The sequence below is a fragment of the Aeromonas sp. S16(2024) genome, assembly GCF_041403065.1.
Taxonomy (GTDB): Bacteria; Pseudomonadota; Gammaproteobacteria; order Enterobacterales; family Aeromonadaceae; genus Aeromonas.
On record NZ_JBGLQX010000001.1, the window covers coordinates 170399 to 189175 of the forward strand.

Annotated in this window: 16 protein-coding genes; 4 read left to right on the top strand and 12 right to left on the bottom strand. The window is 65.4% G+C overall.

Annotated elements, in window-relative coordinates; genetic code table 11:
• Window positions 1-56: 56 nt before the first annotated feature.
• Window positions 57-1859 carry an MOSC N-terminal beta barrel domain-containing protein gene (locus ACB030_RS00870; protein ID WP_371157255.1) on the bottom strand — a complete coding sequence of 601 codons (1803 nt, stop codon included), beginning with the start codon at window positions 1857-1859 and terminating at the stop codon, window positions 57-59.
• Window positions 1860-2211: 352 nt separating this feature from the next.
• Here ACB030_RS00870 and ACB030_RS00875 point away from each other — a divergent pair, with 352 nt between their 5' ends.
• Window positions 2212-3873 carry an NAD(P)-binding protein gene (locus tag ACB030_RS00875; RefSeq protein ID WP_371157257.1) on the top strand — a complete coding sequence of 554 codons (1662 nt, stop codon included), beginning with the start codon at window positions 2212-2214 and terminating at the stop codon, window positions 3871-3873.
• A complete protein-coding gene (gene nifJ / locus ACB030_RS00880) occupies window positions 3870-7445 on the top strand; it encodes a pyruvate:ferredoxin (flavodoxin) oxidoreductase (protein ID WP_371157259.1) in 3576 nt (1191 codons plus the stop codon). The genes ACB030_RS00875 and nifJ overlap by 4 nt, the downstream gene beginning before the upstream one ends.
• Before the next feature lie 163 nt (window positions 7446-7608).
• Here nifJ and ACB030_RS00885 read toward each other — a convergent pair whose 3' ends face one another.
• From ACB030_RS00885 to ACB030_RS00910, 6 genes are all read right to left on the bottom strand, one after another.
• Window positions 7609-7824, bottom strand: coding sequence for a YdcH family protein (locus ACB030_RS00885; protein ID WP_005313020.1), 216 nt, complete (start codon window positions 7822-7824; stop codon window positions 7609-7611).
• A gap of 286 nt (window positions 7825-8110) precedes the next feature.
• Window positions 8111-8701 (bottom strand): hypothetical protein, encoded by a 591-nt coding sequence (locus ACB030_RS00890; protein ID WP_163135976.1) that lies wholly within the window; start codon window positions 8699-8701, stop codon window positions 8111-8113.
• An 11-nt stretch (window positions 8702-8712) separates the two neighbouring features.
• Window positions 8713-10059, bottom strand: a complete 1347-nt coding sequence (locus tag ACB030_RS00895; protein ID WP_268421394.1) for an MATE family efflux transporter — start codon at window positions 10057-10059, stop codon at window positions 8713-8715.
• Window positions 10060-10198: 139 nt separating this feature from the next.
• Window positions 10199-12022 (bottom strand): SulP family inorganic anion transporter, encoded by a 1824-nt coding sequence (locus ACB030_RS00900; RefSeq protein WP_371157263.1) that lies wholly within the window; start codon window positions 12020-12022, stop codon window positions 10199-10201.
• A gap of 70 nt (window positions 12023-12092) precedes the next feature.
• On the bottom strand, window positions 12093-12677 hold the full coding sequence (locus ACB030_RS00905; RefSeq protein ID WP_371157265.1) for a nucleotidyltransferase family protein: 585 nt from the start codon (window positions 12675-12677) through the stop codon (window positions 12093-12095).
• Complete coding sequence (locus ACB030_RS00910; protein ID WP_371157267.1) at window positions 12667-12924, bottom strand: GNAT family N-acetyltransferase; 258 nt, start codon at window positions 12922-12924, stop codon at window positions 12667-12669. Before ACB030_RS00910 ends, ACB030_RS00905 begins: the two co-directional genes overlap by 11 nt.
• A 156-nt stretch (window positions 12925-13080) precedes the next feature.
• Between ACB030_RS00910 and cysM the strand changes: the two genes are divergently transcribed.
• A complete protein-coding gene (gene cysM / locus ACB030_RS00915; RefSeq protein ID WP_371157269.1) occupies window positions 13081-13971 on the top strand; it encodes a cysteine synthase CysM in 891 nt (296 codons plus the stop codon).
• 37 nt (window positions 13972-14008) lie between these two features.
• Here cysM and ACB030_RS00920 read toward each other — a convergent pair whose 3' ends face one another.
• Genes ACB030_RS00920 through ACB030_RS00935 form a run of 4 tightly spaced genes read right to left on the bottom strand, consistent with a single transcriptional unit; the run spans window position 14009 to window position 17736 of the window.
• Window positions 14009-15193 carry an iron-containing alcohol dehydrogenase gene (locus ACB030_RS00920; protein ID WP_371157271.1) on the bottom strand — a complete coding sequence of 395 codons (1185 nt, stop codon included), beginning with the start codon at window positions 15191-15193 and terminating at the stop codon, window positions 14009-14011.
• 17 nt (window positions 15194-15210) lie between these two features.
• Window positions 15211-15720, bottom strand: coding sequence for a hypothetical protein (locus ACB030_RS00925; RefSeq protein ID WP_371157273.1), 510 nt, complete (start codon window positions 15718-15720; stop codon window positions 15211-15213).
• Entirely contained in the window at window positions 15710-16300 is a 591-nt protein-coding gene (locus ACB030_RS00930; RefSeq protein WP_371157275.1) for a TetR/AcrR family transcriptional regulator, read from the bottom strand. The genes ACB030_RS00925 and ACB030_RS00930 overlap by 11 nt, the downstream gene beginning before the upstream one ends.
• Before the next feature lie 8 nt (window positions 16301-16308).
• On the bottom strand, window positions 16309-17736 hold the full coding sequence (locus ACB030_RS00935; protein ID WP_371157277.1) for a coniferyl aldehyde dehydrogenase: 1428 nt from the start codon (window positions 17734-17736) through the stop codon (window positions 16309-16311).
• Window positions 17737-17948: 212 nt separating this feature from the next.
• Between ACB030_RS00935 and ACB030_RS00940 the strand changes: the two genes are divergently transcribed.
• Complete coding sequence (locus ACB030_RS00940; protein WP_106887398.1) at window positions 17949-18242, top strand: hypothetical protein; 294 nt, start codon at window positions 17949-17951, stop codon at window positions 18240-18242.
• 83 nt (window positions 18243-18325) lie between these two features.
• On the opposite strand, the gene ACB030_RS00945 is transcribed toward ACB030_RS00940, so the two are convergent.
• The gene (locus tag ACB030_RS00945) at window positions 18326-18775 is read right to left on the bottom strand and encodes a C40 family peptidase (RefSeq protein ID WP_025326338.1); all 450 of its coding nucleotides are present in this window, start codon (window positions 18773-18775) and stop codon (window positions 18326-18328) included.
• Between the last annotated feature and the right edge of the window lie 2 nt (window positions 18776-18777).

The following is an 18777-nucleotide window of genomic DNA, read 5'->3' on the forward strand; positions in this document are numbered from 1 at the left end:
TCAGGGCAGCCGTTTTGCTTTGCGATGATGGCGCCGACGCTTGCGGCGCCATCATCCTATTTGATCACCAGATCGGAGAGCGGCACGGCGCAGCAGGTGAGGATCTTGCCTGCGGCCCGCTCGGCGGCCGTGATGGCCGGGGCGTCCGGGTGATCCACCTCGCCTGAGATCAGGGTCTGCTTGCAACTGCCGCAGATGCCGGCGCGGCAGCTCCAGGGCAGCTCCACCCCCTGCTTGTGGGCCTGATCCAGCACTGTACCCTGATTGTTGCCAGCGAAGGTCTGCTCGCCGATGCGCAGCTGCACCGCCTGGTGGGGGCGGGCTACCGAGAGAATGGCGCCGCCAAAGCTCTCCTGGCGGATGCGCTCGGCGGCGACTCCTTGCTCCTGCAGCAGCCTGGCCGCCTCGCTCATAAAGCCGTGGGGGCCGCACAGGAAGATATCCCGCGCCAGCAGGTCCCTGACCTGCTCGAGGTGCCCCTTGCCAAGGCGACCGCTCATGCCCTGCCAGTGACCATCGGGCTGGCTCAGGATCAGGGTCAGCTGCATGCCTGCCTGACTCATGGCATGCAGCTCGGCGGCGGCCGGAATGTCGGCCTCGCTGCGGCACAGGTGCATAAAATGCACGTCGCCGAGTTCGTGTCTGAGATGCAGGGTGCGGGCAATGGAGAGCATGGGGGTGACGCCTGAGCCCGCCGAGAGCAGCAGCAGCTTGCGCTCGGACCCTAAGTGAAACTCGCCGGCCGGGGGGGCGGCCAGCAGGTGATCGCCCACGCGCAGCTCATGGTGCAGCCAGGGGGAGATGCGGCCATCGGCCAGCTTCTTGACGCTGATGCAGTAACGCTCGGGCCTCTCCGGGGTGGAGCTCAGGGTATAGCGGCGCTGTTGCCGTTCCCCCTTGATATCGAGGCTGATGGGCAGGTGCTGGCCCGGCAGGTAGTCGGGCAGGGGCTCGCCGTCGGCGGCCTCGAACCAGAAGGTCTCCAGATCCCGGGCCAGCGGCTCGCGGGCGACGCAGACCAGCTCCCGCTTCTTCGGCGCCGCATTGGGGTAGACGGGGGGACGGACGGTTTCCAGCACCTGGATCTCGCTGCCTGCCTCAATCCAGCCCTCGTTAAGCGCCACCAGATTCTGGCCGAAGTAGACATCCCCATCCTCGCCACGGCGGTAGCGGGTGAGGGTCGCGAGCGGCTCTTTCAGCGCGTTGAAGCGATCCGTGCCCGCCTCTACCGTGGTCATGATGCAGCGGCTGCAGGGCTTGGCCACCAGAAACTCCACCTCGCCGATGCGGATCCGCTTCCAGCCATCCTCCTCGAAGGGGCGGGTGCCGCTCGCCACCAGGTTGGTGCGAAACTGGCTCATCTGGTGCAGGGCATCGGATCTCAGGTTGAGGTCATCCAGCGAACTCTGGCTTATCAGCAGCAGGGGATAACCGTCGGCAAAGCTGACCCTGGTGCCGGTCTTCTCCCGAAAGCGGTCAGAGGTTTCGCCGAGCCAAAGCAGGCGAACCGGCTCCCCCGCCACCCGGCTCAGCCACTCATCGGCCTGGGACTGGGTGTGCAGGGCATGGAAGCTGTCGCCCCAGACGCCTGTGGCCTGGGGGGCGCGGCTGAAGTCGGCTTCCTGCAGCCTGAGCTGCGCCATTCCCGGATAACGCAGTTGCAGGCCGCCCTCCACCGGGGTGGCCGTCACCAGTTGCAACTGGGGATGGGTGCGAGCCGTGATAAAGCTGCCGTCCGGCTTGACCACCATGTAGCGGCGATCCCCCAGCAGCCCCTCCTCGGTCACCCGGGCACGGGTCAGCGGCATGCCCGCCGTCGATTTGATGGGGTAGAGATGTATGCTGGCGAGGGTGGGCATGTCAGGGTCCTTGTGCTGTGGCGATTCCAGTGAAGAGGGCAAGATAACGATTCCTGCCCCGTGCGGCAATCCTCTCTTGCCCCCCCATCATGGGGGGCTGGCGAGAAGGCACCTGATCGGTGCAGGCCAACGGCGCCATGTGATCGGGGTCGTATCCCGGGGGAAACGCCTCATAAAGCGCAACATTTATTGATCCTGATCCACCATGTCGTACAAAAAACGGCCCATCATCGAGCCAGCTTCCAGTTTCTGACGCTTTCGCTTCTTCCCCCTCCGGCCACCGTCCGCTTCGGCTACACGGTATCAAGCGCATTCGGATGGGGCCTGTTACCCAACAAGAAGAAAGCAATGTATGAGCAAACAACTGGATATGACCCCACAGCCGGATCTCTCCCAGAAGACGGGAACAGGCCCGGTGCGTACCCGGCTGCCCGTCTGGCGGCCGGCCCTGCCCCCCTGCAACCACGCCTGCCCGGCTGGCGAGAACATCCAGGCCTGGCTTGCCCTGGCCGAAGCGGGCCGCTTCGAGGCGGCCTGGCAGCGACTCATCGAAGAAAACCCTCTGCCCGCCGTCCATGGCCGGGTCTGCTATCACCCCTGCGAGAGTGCCTGCAACAGGGCCCAAGTGGATGACGCCGTCTCCATCCACGCCATCGAGCGCTTCCTCGGTGACGAGGCGCTGGCCAAAGGTTGGCAGCCTGCACCACCGGCGCCCGCCAGCGGCAAGAAGGTGCTGGTGATCGGTGCCGGTCCCTCTGGTCTTTCTTGCGCCTGGCACCTCAACCGGCTCGGCCATCAGGTGGAGATCCGCGAGGCGGGGCCCCTCGCCGGTGGCATGCTGCGCTTCGGTATTCCCGCCTACCGATTGCCCCGCGATGTGCTGGATCGCGAGGTGGCCCGTATCGTGGCGGCCGGAGTGACGCTCACCCTCAACCACAAGGTGGAGGATGTGCTGCGCGAGCGCGACCAGGGGGGCTTTGATGCCGTCTTTATGGCCATCGGTGCCCATCTGGCCAAGCGGGTCGATATTCCGGCCCGGGAAGCGGGCAAGATCCTCGATGCGGTGAGTTTCCTCGAGCAGGCGAGCCTCGCCGAAGAGCAGGGGTTGCCACCGCCCAAACTGGGACGGCGGGTGGCCATCTACGGCGGCGGCAACACCGCCATGGACGCGGCTCGCACCGCCCGTCGCCTCGGTGTGGAGGAGGCGATGATCATCTACCGGCGCGACCGGGACCATATGCCTGCCCACGCCTTCGAAGCCCTTGAGGCCGAGGAGGAGGGGATCAAGATCAACTGGCTGCGCAGCATCCGCCAGCTCGACAACACCAGCATTGAAGTGGAGGTGATGGCGCTGGATGAGCAGGGCAAGCCGGTGCCCACCGGCCAGTTCGAAACCCTGGAGGCGGATTCACTCATTCTGGCGCTGGGGCAGGAGGTGGACTTGAGCGTGCTGGAGAGCATTCCCGGCGTGCTGGTCAACCAGGAGGGGGTGGTGCAGGTGGCAGGCAACCTGATGACGGATGTGCCGGGTCTGTTTGCCGGCGGCGACATGGTGCCCTCAGAGCGCACCGTCACCATAGCTACGGGTCACGGCAAGAAGGCGGCGCGCCATATGGATGCCTGGCTGCGCGGTCGCCACTACCACAAACCGCTCTCCCATTTGCAGGCAGGGAAGCCATTGGTGGGGCCGGAGCAGCTGCAACTCTGGTTCCAGACCCACGCGCCTGCCAGCAGTCAGCCGGTCAAACCGGCGTGGGCGCGGGATGACTTTGGCGAGATCATCGGTGGGCTGGACGAGACGGCGGCACGCTACGAGGCGGCGCGCTGCTACTCCTGCGGCAACTGCTTCGAGTGCGACGGCTGCTACGGCAGCTGCCCCGAGCAGGCCATTGCCAAGCTGGGGCCGGGCAAGGGCTATCAGGTGGATGCGGCGCGCTGCACCGGCTGTGGTGCCTGTCACGATCAATGCCCTTGTCACGCCATCCTGCTGCGCCAACCGGAGGAGTCCCAATGAAACATGAACTGATCATGGTCGATGGCAACGAAGCCGCGGCCCGGGTGGCGTACCAGCTGAGCGAAGTCTGTGCCATCTACCCCATTACCCCGAGCTCGACCATGGCGGAGCTGGCGGATGCCTGGGCGGACGAGGGGCAGACCAACCTCTGGGGCAATATCCCCACAGTCGTGGAGATGCAGAGTGAAGGGGGGGCGGCCGGTACGGTACACGGCGCCCTGCAGGCGGGGGCGCTCGCCACCACCTTTACCGCCAGCCAAGGGCTGATGCTGATGCTGCCCAACATGTACAAGATCGCTGGTGAATTGACCGCGGCGGTGTTTCATGTGGCGGCCCGTTCGCTGGCGGCGCAGGGGCTGTCGATTTTCGGCGACCATCAGGATGTGATGGCGGCGCGCAGCACCGGCTTTGCCATGCTCGCCTCCGGCTCGGTGCAGGAGGCGCAGGACCTTGCCTTGGTTGCCCATAGCGTCACCCTGCAGTGCCGGGTGCCCTTTATCCACTTCTTCGACGGTTTTCGCACCTCCCACGAGGTGAACAAGATAGTCGCCCTGCATCGGGATGAAATTCGCGCCCTTATCGACAACGACTGGGTGCGCGCCCACCGTGCGCGGGCCCTCAACCCGGATCATCCGGTGATGCGCGGCACCGCCCAGAACCCGGATACCTATTTCCAGTCCCGCGAGAGCGTCAACCCCTTCTACGAGGCGGTACCGGCGCGGGTGCAGCAGTGCATGGACAACCTCGGCAAGCTGACCGGCCGCCACTACCGGCTGGTGGAGTATCACGGTGCCCCGGATGCCACCGACGTCATCGTGCTGATGGGCTCGGGGGCTGCCACCGCCCGCACTACCGTGGATTGGCTCAACCAGCAGGATCGCAAGACCGGGGTGCTGGTCATTCGCCTCTATCGCCCCTTCCCGGTGCAGGCGCTGCTCGATGCGCTGCCCGCGAGTGTGCGGCGCATCGCCGTGCTGGATCGCACCAAGGAGCCGGGGGCAGGGGGCGAGCCGCTGCTGCTGGATGTGCAGAGTGCCCTCATCGACGGCTTGCAGCGCGGCCTTATCAAGCGGCTGCCGTGGCTCAGTGGTGGTCGCTATGGCCTCTCCTCCAAAGAGTTCACCCCCGCCATGTGTGCGGCCGTGTTCGAGGAGCTCTCCTCCGATGCGCCGCGCCCGCGCTTTACCGTGGGAATTGTCGATGATGTGTCGGGCCTGAGTCTGGCCTGGCACCCCATCGGCGATCTCGAACCTGCCAGTCGGGTGCGGGCGCTGTTCTTCGGCCTGGGTGCCGACGGCACGGTGGGCGCCAACAAGAACAGCATCAAGATCATCGGCGAGCTGGAGGGCTTCCACGCCCAGGGTTACTTCGTCTACGACTCCAAGAAGTCGGGCTCGCGCACCGTCTCCCACCTGCGCTTTGGCCCCGAGCCCATCGACGCCCCCTGGCTTATCGAACAGGCGAGCTTTATCGGCTGCCACCAGTGGGGCTTTGCCCTATCGGTAGACCTGTTGGAGCACGCCGCAGAAGGGGCGACCCTGCTGCTCAATGCCCCCTACGAGGCTGACAAGGTGTGGGGCCAGCTGCCCGAGCGGCTGCGCGCCCGTATTCGCGCCCTCAATATCCAGCTCTACTGCATCGATGGGGATCGGGTGGCCGAGCAAAACGGCATGGGCAATCGCATCAACACCATCATGCAGACCTGCTTCTTCGCGCTGGCCGGGGTGTTGCCACGGGACGAAGCCATTGCGCTGATCAAGGAGAGCATCGAGAAGAGCTATGCCCGCAAAGGGCCCGAGGTGGTGGCGCGCAACTTCGCCGCGGTGGACGATACCCTGGCTCACTTAAGCAAGGTGGCGATCCCGGCCGGTGACGAGCAGGTCAGCGACTATCCGCTGCCACTGGCACCGGGGGGCAGCGAGTTTGTCCAGCGGGTCACCGGCGAGATGTTGGCGGGGCGCGGCGATCTGATCCCTGTCTCCATGCTGCCGGTGGATGGCACTTACCCCACAGCCACCAGTCGCTTCGAGAAGCGGGATATCGCCCGCGAGATCCCAGTCTGGCACTCCGATATCTGCATCCAGTGCGGCAACTGCGTCTTTGTCTGCCCCCATGCGGCGCTGCGGGCCAAGTTCTACTATCAGGACTGGCTGGCGACCGCCCCCGAAGCGGCCCAGTCGGTGCCCGTCACCGCCAAGGGCTTCCCCGACAGCCGCTACACCCTGCAGCTCTATCCGGAGGATTGCACCGGCTGCGGCCAGTGTGTGCAGGCCTGTCCGGTGCGTGCCGGGGTTGATGAGGAGCACGAGGGCGAGCGCGCCATCGCCATGATGGACAAGGCGCCGCATCTGGCTGGCCAGAAACAGGCACTGCGCTGGTTCGAGAGTTTGCCCTGGCCTGCCCGCGAGCGGGTGGACTTCTCCACCGTGCGCGGTGCCCAGTTCCTCGAACCCCTGTTCGAGTTCTCCGGCGCCTGCGCCGGTTGTGGCGAGACCCCGTATCTCAAGCTGCTGACCCAGCTGTTTGGCGATCGCATGCTGGTGGCCAACGCCACCGGTTGCTCCTCCATCTACGGCGGCAACCTGCCGACCACACCCTGGGCCAAGAACAGCGAAGGGAAGGGGCCAGCCTGGTCCAACTCATTGTTCGAGGACAACGCCGAGTTTGGCTTTGGTTTTCGCCTCACCGCCGATCAGCATCACGGTCAGGCGGTGGCGGCCTTGCAGGCGATGAAGGGTGAGCTGGGGGAGGTGCTGGTCGAGTCGCTTATCAAGGCTCCGCAGCGGCTGGAATCGGAGATCCGCGCCCAGCGCACCCGGGTGGCGCAAGTGCGCGAGCGGCTGGAAGAGGTGAAATCCGGCAAGGCTCGCGAGCTGCTGTCCCTCATCGATCAGCTGGTGCGCCGCTCGGTCTGGATAGTTGGCGGCGACGGCTGGGCCTATGACATCGGCTCGGCGGGGCTCGATCATGTGCTCGCCTCCGGGCGCGATGTGAACGTGCTGGTGATGGATACCGAGGTCTACTCCAACACCGGCGGCCAAATGTCGAAATCGACGCCGCTCGGTGCCGTCGCCAAGTTTGCGGCGGGGGGCAAGACGCTGGCCAAGAAGGATGTAGCCTTGCAGGCCATCTCCTATGGCAACGTCTATGTTGCCCGCATCGCCTTTGGTGCCAACCCGCAGCAGGCGCTGCAGGCCTTGCGTGAGGCTGAGGCCTATCCGGGTCCGTCCCTCATCATCGCCTACAGCCACTGTATCGCCCACGGCATCGATATGGAGCTGGGGCTGACCCAGCAAAAACGCGCCGTGGCCTCCGGTCACTGGCCGCTGATGCGCTACAACCCTGTATTGCGCAGCGCGGGGCAGAACCCCTTCAGCCTCGACAGCCTGCGCCCCTCCATCCCGCTCGCCGAGTACAGAGCAGAGGAGAACCGCTACCTGGTGCTGGCCCAGAGCCACCCCGAGGAAGCCGAGCGGCTGATGCAGGTGGCGCAGCAGGTGGTCTGGCAGAGGTGGACCACCTACGAGGAGATGGCGACCCGCGAGGCCAGCCATTTCCATCCGCCGGTGTGAGGATGGGTTTACTCGAAATAACCAAGCGGGCCAGTGGCCCGCTTCTTTGTTTCCGGTGTCAAAGGGGAGTGGCCTGTGCCGCGCTGTCGTGAGCGGGCAATAAAAAGCCCGGCGTTGAGCCGGGCTGGTGGATAAGTTGCTTATCCGGGTATTCGTCGAGGCGTCAGTGTGGATGTTGTTTGAGGATGTCGTATATCTCCTCTTTCAGTTTAAGTTTCTGTTTTTTCAGATCCTTCACCTCGGAGCTGTAATCGCTGGCGTGATGTTTTTCCAGCTTCCTGATCTCCGCATCCAGGTCGTTGTGCAAGTCAAACTTCTTTTGGAAATGGACATCACTGCTCTTCAGTTTCGAGATGAGATCTCTGTACTCCGGGAACATGTAATGAAGCCTCCTTGGTGTCGTTTGATTGTGCCTTGACCTTCAAACTACCCCTTACCCCGGGAGATAAATGTGATCCCGATCCAATTTGGGGCAATGGGTTTGCTGCATCTGGCGGATGATTTTTAACTGATTGAATCACAAGCAGATCAGTGATTTATAAGGAGGGCAGAGAGGCGGGAATCGGGATCCCGTTCACAGTTGTGACCCTTTGATGACAGCCAAGGGCCGCGGGGCGGGCAGCAAGAAGGGGCACAGGGCCCCTTCTTGGTAACAGGTGTGGCGTTTACTCTTTTTTCTTTTTCTTCTCGGGCAGGGGCTGGCCGCCTCTGGCAATCACCTTGCCTACCTCGAAGCCTATCTGCGCCGCCAGCTCTTCCAGATCCGGGGCCTTGGCCTCGTTGCCGATGGCGTACTGGTAGTTGGCTATGGTGATCTTCTCGGCCACCGGGGTGCCCGGCACTATGGGCTCACGCCAGCCCTGACCCACGTGGGCCACCAGGGTGCCGTTCATGATGAGCTCGCCGACGATTTCCTGGGTGGGAATGCCCTTGCCGTAGGTGAGCCCCTGCGGATGCTTCTTGCCCACCAGGGGTTCGGTGCTTGCGGGCATCAGCTTGGTGCGGATCAGCCACTTGGGATCCTTGTGCTTGCCCACCGCCTTGCCGGTCTGGTACTCGTTGATCTTGATGGTCTTGATCATCTGGGCCATGAAGTCCTTGGTCAGGGCCTTCTGTGCCTCGCTGGTCTGGTCGATGACGATGGGGGCCACGTACCAGGTCTGGGGGGCTTGCGCCTTGGGGGCCGCCGGGGCGGTTTGTGCCATGGCGAGCGGGCTGAGCAGGATGGCCGCCAACAAGAGTCCGATTTTCTTCATTGTGATTCCGCTTATGTTTCGACAAGAATTTTGTTTTGCCAGCGACGACTGCGCCAGCGCCAGAACATGGCCAGACCGCGTACCCACTCGTCGCAGGCCAGCGCCAACCAGATGCCTACCAGGCCATAGCCCTGCATGATACCAAGGAAATAGGCGAGGGGAACGGCAATGCCCCACATGGAGACGAGCGCCATGTAGAGCGGGAAACGGGCATCCCCGGTGGCACGCAGGGCGTTGATCACCACCAGGTTGAAGGTGCGGCCGGGTTCGAGGATGAGGCTGATGAGGAACAGCTGCGCCACCTGGGTGATGATGTCGGGGTCGTCGGTGAACAGGCTGATGATGGCGCGTCCGTTCAGGGCTGCGGCGATGGCAATCAGGCTGGTGACGATAAGGCCAAGTTTCAGGCTCTTCATCAGCTGGCGATAGGCCTGCTCGAAGCGACGGGCCCCCGCCAGGTGGCCGATGATGATCTCGTTGCCAAGGCCGATGGAGAGGCCGAACAGCAGGATGAACAGGCAGATCTGGAAGAAGTAGGACTGGGTCGCCAGTGCCTTGTCGCCGAGCAGGCCGACGAAGGCCGTCACCACCATGAACTGCAGCATCCAGGAGAGGTTCTCCCCCGCCGCAGGCAGGCCTATGTGCAGCACCTTGTCCAGCATGACCTTGCTTGGCCGGAGGATCTCCGGCAGCCGCAGCCGTATGCCGGTCTTGCGCGCCACCAGCCACACCAGCAGCACCACGCCGACGATGCGCCCGGCAACTGTGCTGATGGCGACCCCGGCGACCCCGAGCTGGGGCAGGCCGAACCAGCCGTAGAGCAGCAGCAGGTTGCCGACGAAGGTGATGAGGTTGACGATGAGCGTCACGTACATGGCCTGACGGGTGTGGCCATGGGCGCGCAGGGTGGCGGCCAGACAGAGCGCCGCCGCCTCAGGCAGCAGGCAGAGCCCGATGATCTGCAGGTAGAGGGTGGCATCCCCCATCAGGTGGGCGGGCAGGTTCATCAGCGCCAGCATGGTGCTGGCACCGGCCATGACCCCGACCGCCGCCACCAGCCCCACCAGCAGGTTGAAGCCGATGGCGGTGTGGATGACCACGCGCGCCTTCTCCCTATCCCCCGCCCCCAGGTACTGGGTGATCACCACGCTGGTGCCTATGCTGACGAAGCTGAACAGGGTGATGGCGAGATCGAACACCTGGTTGCCGACCGCCAGCGCCGCCACCCCCTGATAGGAGACGTGGCCCACCATGAAGGTGTTGAGGGCCCCGGTCAGGAAGTGCAGGGCGAGATCGATGAACAGTGGCCAGGTCAGGGCGAACAGGGAGCCCGGGCCCGCGTGGGATTGAGTCTGCATGGGATGTCCAAATACTGGGGATGGCCCTCGTCAGCGCCATCTGGACGGGCATTTAACACCAAGCGGGTGCGGGGTGCAATCCTGCCCTGAGCAAAGAGGGGGACGGGCTGGCCCGGCACCCTCTCGCCGGGTGGCGCCGTCAGACCGGGGTGGCGCCCGCCTCCTGCTCGCAGGGCCGGGTGAGGCGCGCCGAGTCCGGCAGCGTCTCATCCTGGGGCCAGCGGGAGAGCAGGGTATCAGTGGTGCTCTCCACTACCTCGTCATCCTTGAACACAGGCTCCCGGTAGCAGCGGGTCATGCGCAGGGCCTGATACATGTCGGGGCAGAGGATGATGCCATCCTCGCCAACCCGTACCCCCGCCTGTTGCAGCCAGTGGGTCATCTGACCGTGGCGACCCGCCATCACCATGTGGATGCCGCGGCGCCTGAGCTCCTTGTGCAGCTCCCCCACCATGCTCATCACGCTGATGTCCTGGTGGGTGAAGCAGGCCACCGCGTCCACGATGAGGCACTTGGGATTGTGGGGATCCTGCACCAGCAGCGCCAGCACCCGCCGCTTGAAGTAGGGGGCGTTGAAGTAGGTGAGCGGCGAGTTGAAGCGATAGACCAGGATGCCGGGGATCGCCTTGGCCTGCTCGTTGTCCCCCAGGGTGCGCACCACCCCTTCATCATCCATGCCGAGCAGCTGATCGGTGGGGCGCATCACGTTGCGCAGGAACTGGAACAGGCCCAGCAAGACAGCGAGGGTGATCCCCGGAATGACCCCCATGGCCAGCACGCTGATGAAGGTGATGAGGGCCAGCCAGAAGGCGGCGCGGTCCGAGTCGCGCAGGGCCCAGAGGCCGCGAAAATCGGTGAGCGACAGGGAGGCCATCACCAGCACCACCCCGAGGGCGGCGGTGGGAATGAATTGCAGTGGCGCCGTCAAATAGAAGGTGATAAGGGCGATCACCGCCGCGGCTATGATGGAGACCAGCTGGCTCTTGCCGCCGTTGGCGTCGTTGACCGCGGTGCGTGAATCCGCGCCGCTGATGGCAAAGCCCTGGGAGACAGCAGAGGCGAGGTTTGCCATGCCAAGGGCCCGAAACTCCTTGTCCGCATCGATCTCGTAGCCGTTCTTGGCGGCGAAGCTGCGGGCGGTGAGCATCATGGAGACGAAGCTCACCATGGCGAGGTTGAGCGCCGGCAGCACCAGTTCGCGCATCAGGCCGGGGGGGAATTCAGGCATCTGGAAGGCGGGCAGGCCCGAGCCCACGGCCCCCAGGGTGGCGATGTCGAACTGGCCGAGATTGAGGGCCCACACCAGGGCCGCCGTCACCACCATGGCCACCATGGAGGAGGGCCAGGATGGCCGGTAGCGCTTGGCCAGCAGCAGGGTGAGCAGGGCGGTCAGGCTCATGACCAGGGTCGGCAGATGGGTCTGGGTAAGGTAGTCGGTGCCATTCAAGATCCGCTCTATCAGATAGCGCTCGCTGAAGGTGAAGCCGAAGATCTTGGAAAGCTGGCTCACCATGATGGTGATGGCCACCCCGTTGAGCAGGCCCATCAGTATGGGGCGGGAGAGAAAGTCCGCCAGCACCCCCAGCTTGAAGCGGCTGGCGATGAGGCACCAGAAGCCGGTCATGGCGGTCATGGTCATCACCAGTTGCCACTGGCGGGTGGGGTCCCCGGCGGCGAGCGGCGTCACCACGGCGGCGATGACGGCGCAGGTGGCGGCGTCCGGGCCGACGATGAGCTGGCGGGAGGTGCCAAAGAGGGCGTAGACCACCATGGGCAGTATGCAGGAGTAGAGGCCGACGATGGCGCCCACCCCGGCGAGCTCCGCATAGGCGATGGCCACGGGCAAGGCCACGGCCGCCACCGAGAGGCCAGCGCGAAGATCCGGCATCAGCCAGGCCCGCTGATATTGCAGCAGGGCGGCGAGGCCCGGCAGCCAGCGTTCGAGAGAGAAGAAGTCGCGCATTATTTAACCCATTGAGTTATAAACAGCTTTTTCTTAGTGTGCCCAAGGTTGTCGAAACATTGCAATCCGGTTATGGCCAGTTCACCACCAGGTCAGGCCAGATGCGCTGCCACTGTTTGTCCCTGATCCTGTCGATAAAGATCCGGCTCTCCTGCCGGCAGCGCGGATTGGGGCTCACCTGCAGGGACCAGTTGTGGCCAAAGCCGTAGGGGGCCAGCCATTGGAACTCGTCGTCTGCACCCAGACGCACCCCGATGCAGGTGGGCACTTCCACCCAATGACTCAATGCCTCCAGAGAGCTGGTAAAGGGCGCCACTCGCTGGCGCACATGCATGCGCGCCTGGTTGCGTACCTCCCAGTGTTGCTCAGGCAAGCGGGCTCTGAGCCAGGCTTCGTGCTCCCGTTCGGCCGCACCGTCCGGGTCGCCCGGATCCAGATAGATAAGATCGATGTCGTTGAGGGGAGTGGGCTCGGTCTTGTGGTGCAGGTGATCCCAGATGAGGTTGCGCACAAAGCCCGCCCCCAGCGCCCAGTCCGGCAGGGCCAGCTCCCGCGCCGTTCGCAGGCAGGCCATGCGCAGGGGATCGGCCCGCAGCAGGGCTTCGGTGCGGGCTTGCAGCTGTGCCTCCCGGGCCGCTTGTGCCTCAACCCCCATGGCGGCGCAGCCAGACGTCTATGTAGCTGCAGCTCGGCACTATGGTGAGCCCCTCTGCCCGGGTCCAGTCGTAGAAGCGGCGCGCCAGCCTGTCGGCAATGCCCTGTCCCCTCAGCTCGGACGGCACCTGGGTGCTGCAGGCATCGACAGTGCCCGCATCCAGCCAGCGGTAGCTGAGGCGAGAGGTCTTGCCGTCCACCACGCAGATGAACTGCTGCTGGTCGGCCTGATGAAGAATGTCGCTCATGGAGGCTCCTCAAAGGGTGGGGAAGGGGTATCAGAGCATGCTGGCCGGACTTTGCCAACCGTGCTCTTTGCGGGCCAAGGAGGCTCGCTTACACTGACCGGCCTGCGAGCGGCTCGTCAGGCAAGGTATAGAACAGTTAGCAGAGGATGGACCCCCATGGCCTTCGCCACCCTGGAAGATCTGATTGGCAATACCCCGTTGCTGCGCCTGCGCCGCATCAACCCCTGTCCCGACGTGACCCTGCTGGTGAAGCTGGAGGGCAACAACCCCGCCGGCTCGGTCAAGGACAGACCGGCCCTGAACCTCATCCGGGCGGCGGAGGCGAGTGGTCACTTAGGGCCAGGAGCGCGGCTCATCGAGGCCACCTCGGGCAATACCGGCATAGCGCTGGCCATGGTGGCGGCGGCCAGGGGGTACAGGATGCGCCTCGTCATGCCCAGTACCATGAGCCAGGAGCGGCGCGATGCCATGCAGGCCTACGGCGCCGAGCTGGTGTTGGTGGAAGAGGGCATGGAAGCGGCGCGAGACCTCGCCCTCGCCATGCAGGCCCGTGGCGAGGGGCTGGTGCTCGATCAGTTCAACAACCCGGCCAACCCGGATGCCCACTACCTCTCCACCGGCCCCGAGATCTGGCGCCAGAGCGAGGGGGCAATCACTCACTTCGTCTCGGCCATGGGCACCACGGGCACCATCATGGGGGTCTCCCGCTACCTCAAGGAGCAGAACCCGGCGGTGCAGGTGATAGGCCTGCAACCGGCCGAGGGGAGCCAGATCCCGGGTATTCGGCGCTGGCCAGAGGCCTATATGCCCGCCATCTTCGAGCCACAAAGGGTCGATCGGGTGCTGGATGTGACCCAGGAGGAGGCGCTCGCCACCATGCGCCGGCTGGCGCGGGAAGAGGGGATCTGCTGCGGGGTCAGCTCGGGGGGCGCCGTGGCCGGTGCCCTGCGGGTGGCGGCCGAGATCAAACAGGGGGTGGTGGTGGCCATCATCTGCGATCGGGGGGATCGCTATCTCTCCACCGGGGTCTTCACCCCGCCCATCTGATCCTGCGCCCCCGGCCCTCTGCGAACTGGCTTGGGGGTCATTCCCATACCTGCTCCAGCAGCGCCAGCAGCTCTTCCCTGTCCGCATCCTTGCGGTTGTAGAGCAGGGCGCCGTCGTTGATGGCGAGATCCCGGATATCCAGGAGCACGGCTCTGTCCGTCACCCCGGCTTCCGCCAGGGTGCGCGGCAGCCGCACCGCCTGCCAGAGGGTGTCGCGCAGAGTGCACAATGCATCCAGGGTGGCCTGGGGGCGCAGGGCCTGTGGGGTAGCCGCGAAGCGCTCCGGCCCCGCCAGCGGCAGCAGCAGGCGGGCCAGCTCGGTGTCTATCTGCGGCCTGTTGTAGTCGAGCACAGTGGGCAGGAAGAGGTTCATGCACAGGCCGTGGGGCAGGTGGCAGCGGGCCCCCAGGCTGTGGCCGAGGGCGTGCACCAGCCCCACCATGGAGTTGGAAAAGGCCATGCCCGCCAGGGTGGAGCCCTCCGCCAGTTGCAGTCGCAGGTGCTTGTCCTCGGGAGCCAGCAGCACCTTAGGCAGGGCATCGGCTATCTTCTCCACCGCCATCAGGGCCAGGGCGTCGCTGACCGGATTCTTGCCGTTGCCGATGAAGGCCTCGATGGCGTGGGTCATGGCGTCCATGGCGGTGGCGGCCGTGATGGGCAGCGGCAGCCCCTGGGTGAGGCGCGGGTCCAGCACCGCCAGCTGGGGCAGCAGGAAGGGGGAGGTGAAGGGCACCTTGCGCCCGCTCCCCTCGTCCCGGATCACCGCCACCAGTGTCACCTCGGAGCCGGTGCCCGCCGTGGTCGGCACCACCGCCAGCGGCTTGAGGGGCCGGGTCAGGCAGCCGGCCCCCGCGTGATCCAGCAGCCGCTCCCCTCCCAGGGTGACCAGGATGTTGACCGCCTTGGCGGTGTCGATGACGGAGCCGCCCCCCAGGGCCACCAGGCTGTCACATTTGAGCTCCCGCCAGCGGGTCGCGATCCGCTCCACCACTGCGGTGGAGGAGTCGGCGGGGATCTGGTCCCAGATGGCGGCCACCGGCAGGCCCCCCTCCGCCAGCACATTGGCCAGCAGGGTGGCGAGCCCGCTGCCGCCGACCCCCTTGTCGGTGAGCAGCAGCGGACGGCGCGCCCCCAGCGCCATCAGCTCGTCCGGAAGCTGCTCCAGCGCCTGCTCCCCCGCCATCAACCTGACCGGACAGAAGAAATCGTAATAACGGCTCATGGTGTTCATCCTTCTCTTCAACCGGTCAGCAGACCCAGGTAGATGTGGCAGGCTCGCGTCAGCTTGTGGCGCGGGCTCGGGTAGTGGCGCAGCAGGGGCCGCGCGACGAAGGCGGGCAGGATCAGGGCTTGCAGCTGCTCCAGCGCCCGCACCAGGTGCATGGCCGCGCTGAGATCCCCCTCCACCAGCAGCCGGTTCTCGCAGAAGGCCTGATTGATGCCGAGGCGAAAGCTGAGGGCGCGAAAGGCGATGGCGGGGTGCTTGAAGCAGACGCGCAGCAGATTAGGGTTTGTTGCCTCAAGGGGCGCGGGGCCGCAGCGCCAGCGCCCGGCTGCCTGGTGCAGGGTCAGCCCATAAGGCAGCCCATGCACCTCCAGCCGGATGCAGAGCCCCTCCGGCAGGGGGGCGAGCTCGCGGCGCACCGCCTCGTCGACCCGGGCGGCGCGGCACAGGGTGCGGCCGATGACCCAGAGCAGACCCCCTATCCAGAGGCGCCTGCCGGTGGCAAGCCAAGGATCAAGCATCATGAGGGCCCCCTGCGATGGCGGACCAGAAGAGGGCGAAGGCGCTGGCCTGCCAGTGGGGGTCCTCCCCGAGCTCGGGTTGGTCGACAAAGAGCGAGGCGCAGGCCAGAAACTGGCTCTGGCACACCTCCAGCATCAGGACGGGGGGGGCCTGCATCAGCTCGCCGCTGGCCTGACCCTGGGCGAGCAGGCGCGGCAGGAAGCGCAGTGTCTCCCCCAGGATCTGGCTGCGCAGCGGCCGTGCCAGCAGGGGGGAGTGGAAGAAGCCCAGCACGAACTTGAGCTCGTGGGGATGGGCCTGCATCCAGCTCATCGCCTGACACCAGTAGTGGCGCGCCTGCTCCCTGAGGGGCAGGGCCGGATCCGCCTCGCTGATGGCGGCGCCAAGGCGCAGCTTGACGTCCTGGTAGAGCTGCTGGATCAGCAGCTCCTTGCTGGGAAAGTGGTGGAACAGGGTGCCGTTGGCCACCCCGGCCGCCCGGGCGATGCGGGCGGTGGCGGCCCCCTGCAGGCCATCCTCGGCGCACAGGGCAAGGGCGGCATCCAGGATCTGGCGGCGTTTGTCTGTCATGGGTTCGCTCATGCTGCCTCCTAGCGCAGGAACAGGGCCATCATCAGCCGCTGGTACCAGCGCCGATAAGGGGGGTGGATCAGGGTCCCGGCACTGAAACGGCCGCGGCGCAGCACGGTTTTCGCCTTGGAGAAGGTGAGAAAGCCCTCGTGGCCGTGGTAGTGACCCATGCCGGAGGGGCCTATGCCGCCGAAGGGGGCGTCGTCCGCCGCCACCTGGAACAGGCACTCGTTGATGGCCATGCCACCGGCGTGGGTCTCCCGGATGAGGCGATGCTGCAGCGCCGGATCCAGGCTCATCAGATAGAGCGCCAGCGGGCGTGGCCGGGCCGCCACATAGGCAATGGCCTCCTCGATGCTGTCATAGGGCACCAGGGGTAGCAGGGGGCCGAAGACCTCCTGCTGCATCAGCTGGCAGTGGCCGGGCACCTCGGTCAGCAGGTGGGGCACCAGGCGGCGGGCGCCGTCATCCCGGGCCGGCGAGGCGCAAGGATGCACCTGGGCCCCCGCCTGCTTCGCCTCCGCCAGCCAGGCGGTGAGCCGCTCATACTGGGCCCCGTTGATGATGGAGCCGTAATCCGGGCTATCCAGCCCCTTGGGATAGAGGCGGCGAAAGTGCGCCTGATAGGCCTCGATAAAGGCCTGCTCCTGCCCTCGCGGCAGCAGCACATAGTCCGGGGCCACGCAGATCTGGCCGGCGTTGAGGCTCTTGCCGAAGATCATCCGCTCCACCGCCAGGGCCAGCGGCATGTCGGGGGCGATGAGGCAGGGGCTCTTGCCACCGAGCTCCAGGGTCAGCGGCGTGAGCTGGGGGGCGGCGGCGGCCATCACCAGCCTGCCCACCGCAGTGGAGCCGGTGAACAGCAGATGATCGAAGGGGAGGGTGCTGAAGGCGGCCGCGAGTCCCGCGTCCCCCTCGATGACCACCACCTCGTCATCCCTAAACACCGTCTCCAGCAGGGTGCGCAGCACGGCATTGGTATGGGGGGTGAACTCGGAGAGCTTGATCATGGCTCTGTTGCCGGCGGCGACGGCGCCGATGAGGGGCCCCAGGCTCAGCATCACAGGGAAGTTCCAGGGCACCATGATGCCGATGACGCCCAGCGGCTGATAGTGCACCTCGACCCTGGCGGGGGCCAGCAGCAGGCCGGAGTGGCGCCGCACCGGTCTCATCCAGCCCTTGAGCCGTTTCAGGCTGTAGTTGATCTGCATGACGCAGGGCAGTATGTCGGCGACCAGGCTGTCGTAGTCGCTGCGCTGGCCATAGTCCAGGGCCAGGGCGTCACACAGGGGTTGCTTGTGGGCGAGCAGGGCCCCCTTGAGTGCGATCAGCCGGTTGCGGCGCTGCTCCAGGCTCGGCATGGGATGGGCCTGACAGGCCTGCTTGAGGCGGATCAACTGCTCGGGCAGGGAGAACTTGTCTGTGGACTGGGTTCGTATGGCTTCCATGGTTTGCTCCGCACAAAAACTGACCGACTGATTAGTCGGTCCAAGCCTACCGCCTTGTTGCCAACTTGTAAACATGAGCGTGCCAGAGCAGGGGCGGATGAGTGGGTTCTCCGATGGAACTGTGCTCGGCCACACAGTTTGGGGGTATCTCGATTGGTGAATTATCCAATAAGGGGTAGTTTTCAATCATCAACTCAAATGGAGAGCAGCACATGACCAGGGAATTGCACAGCCTGCTGGCCCGGCTGGACGATGTGATCGAGCGTATGCCGGACAGTTTCAACACCTATGAATTCGCCCAGAAGCTGGCGCTGCAACATCAGCGCGAGTATTTTGCCGCGGGTCACTCCCTGGCGGAGCAGGACAAGAACCTGCTGCGCCTGCTCCACGAGAAGATTGCCGAGGCGCTGGCAGCAAGCGATGGGCTGATCGAAGGGGCCCTGCTGCCCTGCGTCACCCCCTGGGGGGAGCGGGCCACCTCGCCCCGCTGGCACCGCAAGCACTGATCCTCTGCGCAGCCTATTTTCGGCGCGGCACATAATGAAGAAGGCCCCTCGGGGCCTTCTTCATTTCGGTTCGTTGGTGGCGGCTACTGGGTCAGGCGACGGGCCTGCCAGTAGCGGCTGTTCCAGTAGACGTTGTCGAGGCGCGAGCGGATCACCCCCTTGCTGGTGGAGGCGTGAATGAACTCCCCGGCGCCGGTATAGACCCCCACGTGGTACTGCTGCCAGCCTGTCTTGAAGAACACCAGATCCCCGTGCTGCAAGCGGTATCTGTCCACCGGGCGGCCGAGGCTCGCCTGGGATTCAGTGGTGCGGGGCAGGGTGAAGCCCAGCACCTGCTGGTAGGCAAGCTGGGTGAAGGCGGAGCAGTCGAGGCCGGCGCGGTTGGTGCCGCCCATGCGATAGGGGACGCCGCGCCACTGTTGATAGAAGCCGTCGAAGGCACTGGCCTGGCGGGCAGGCGGGGGCGGCTCCGGGGTACTGGAGCAGGCGACGACAAGCAGGGCCAGCAGGGGCGGCAGCAAGGTGCGAAACATCT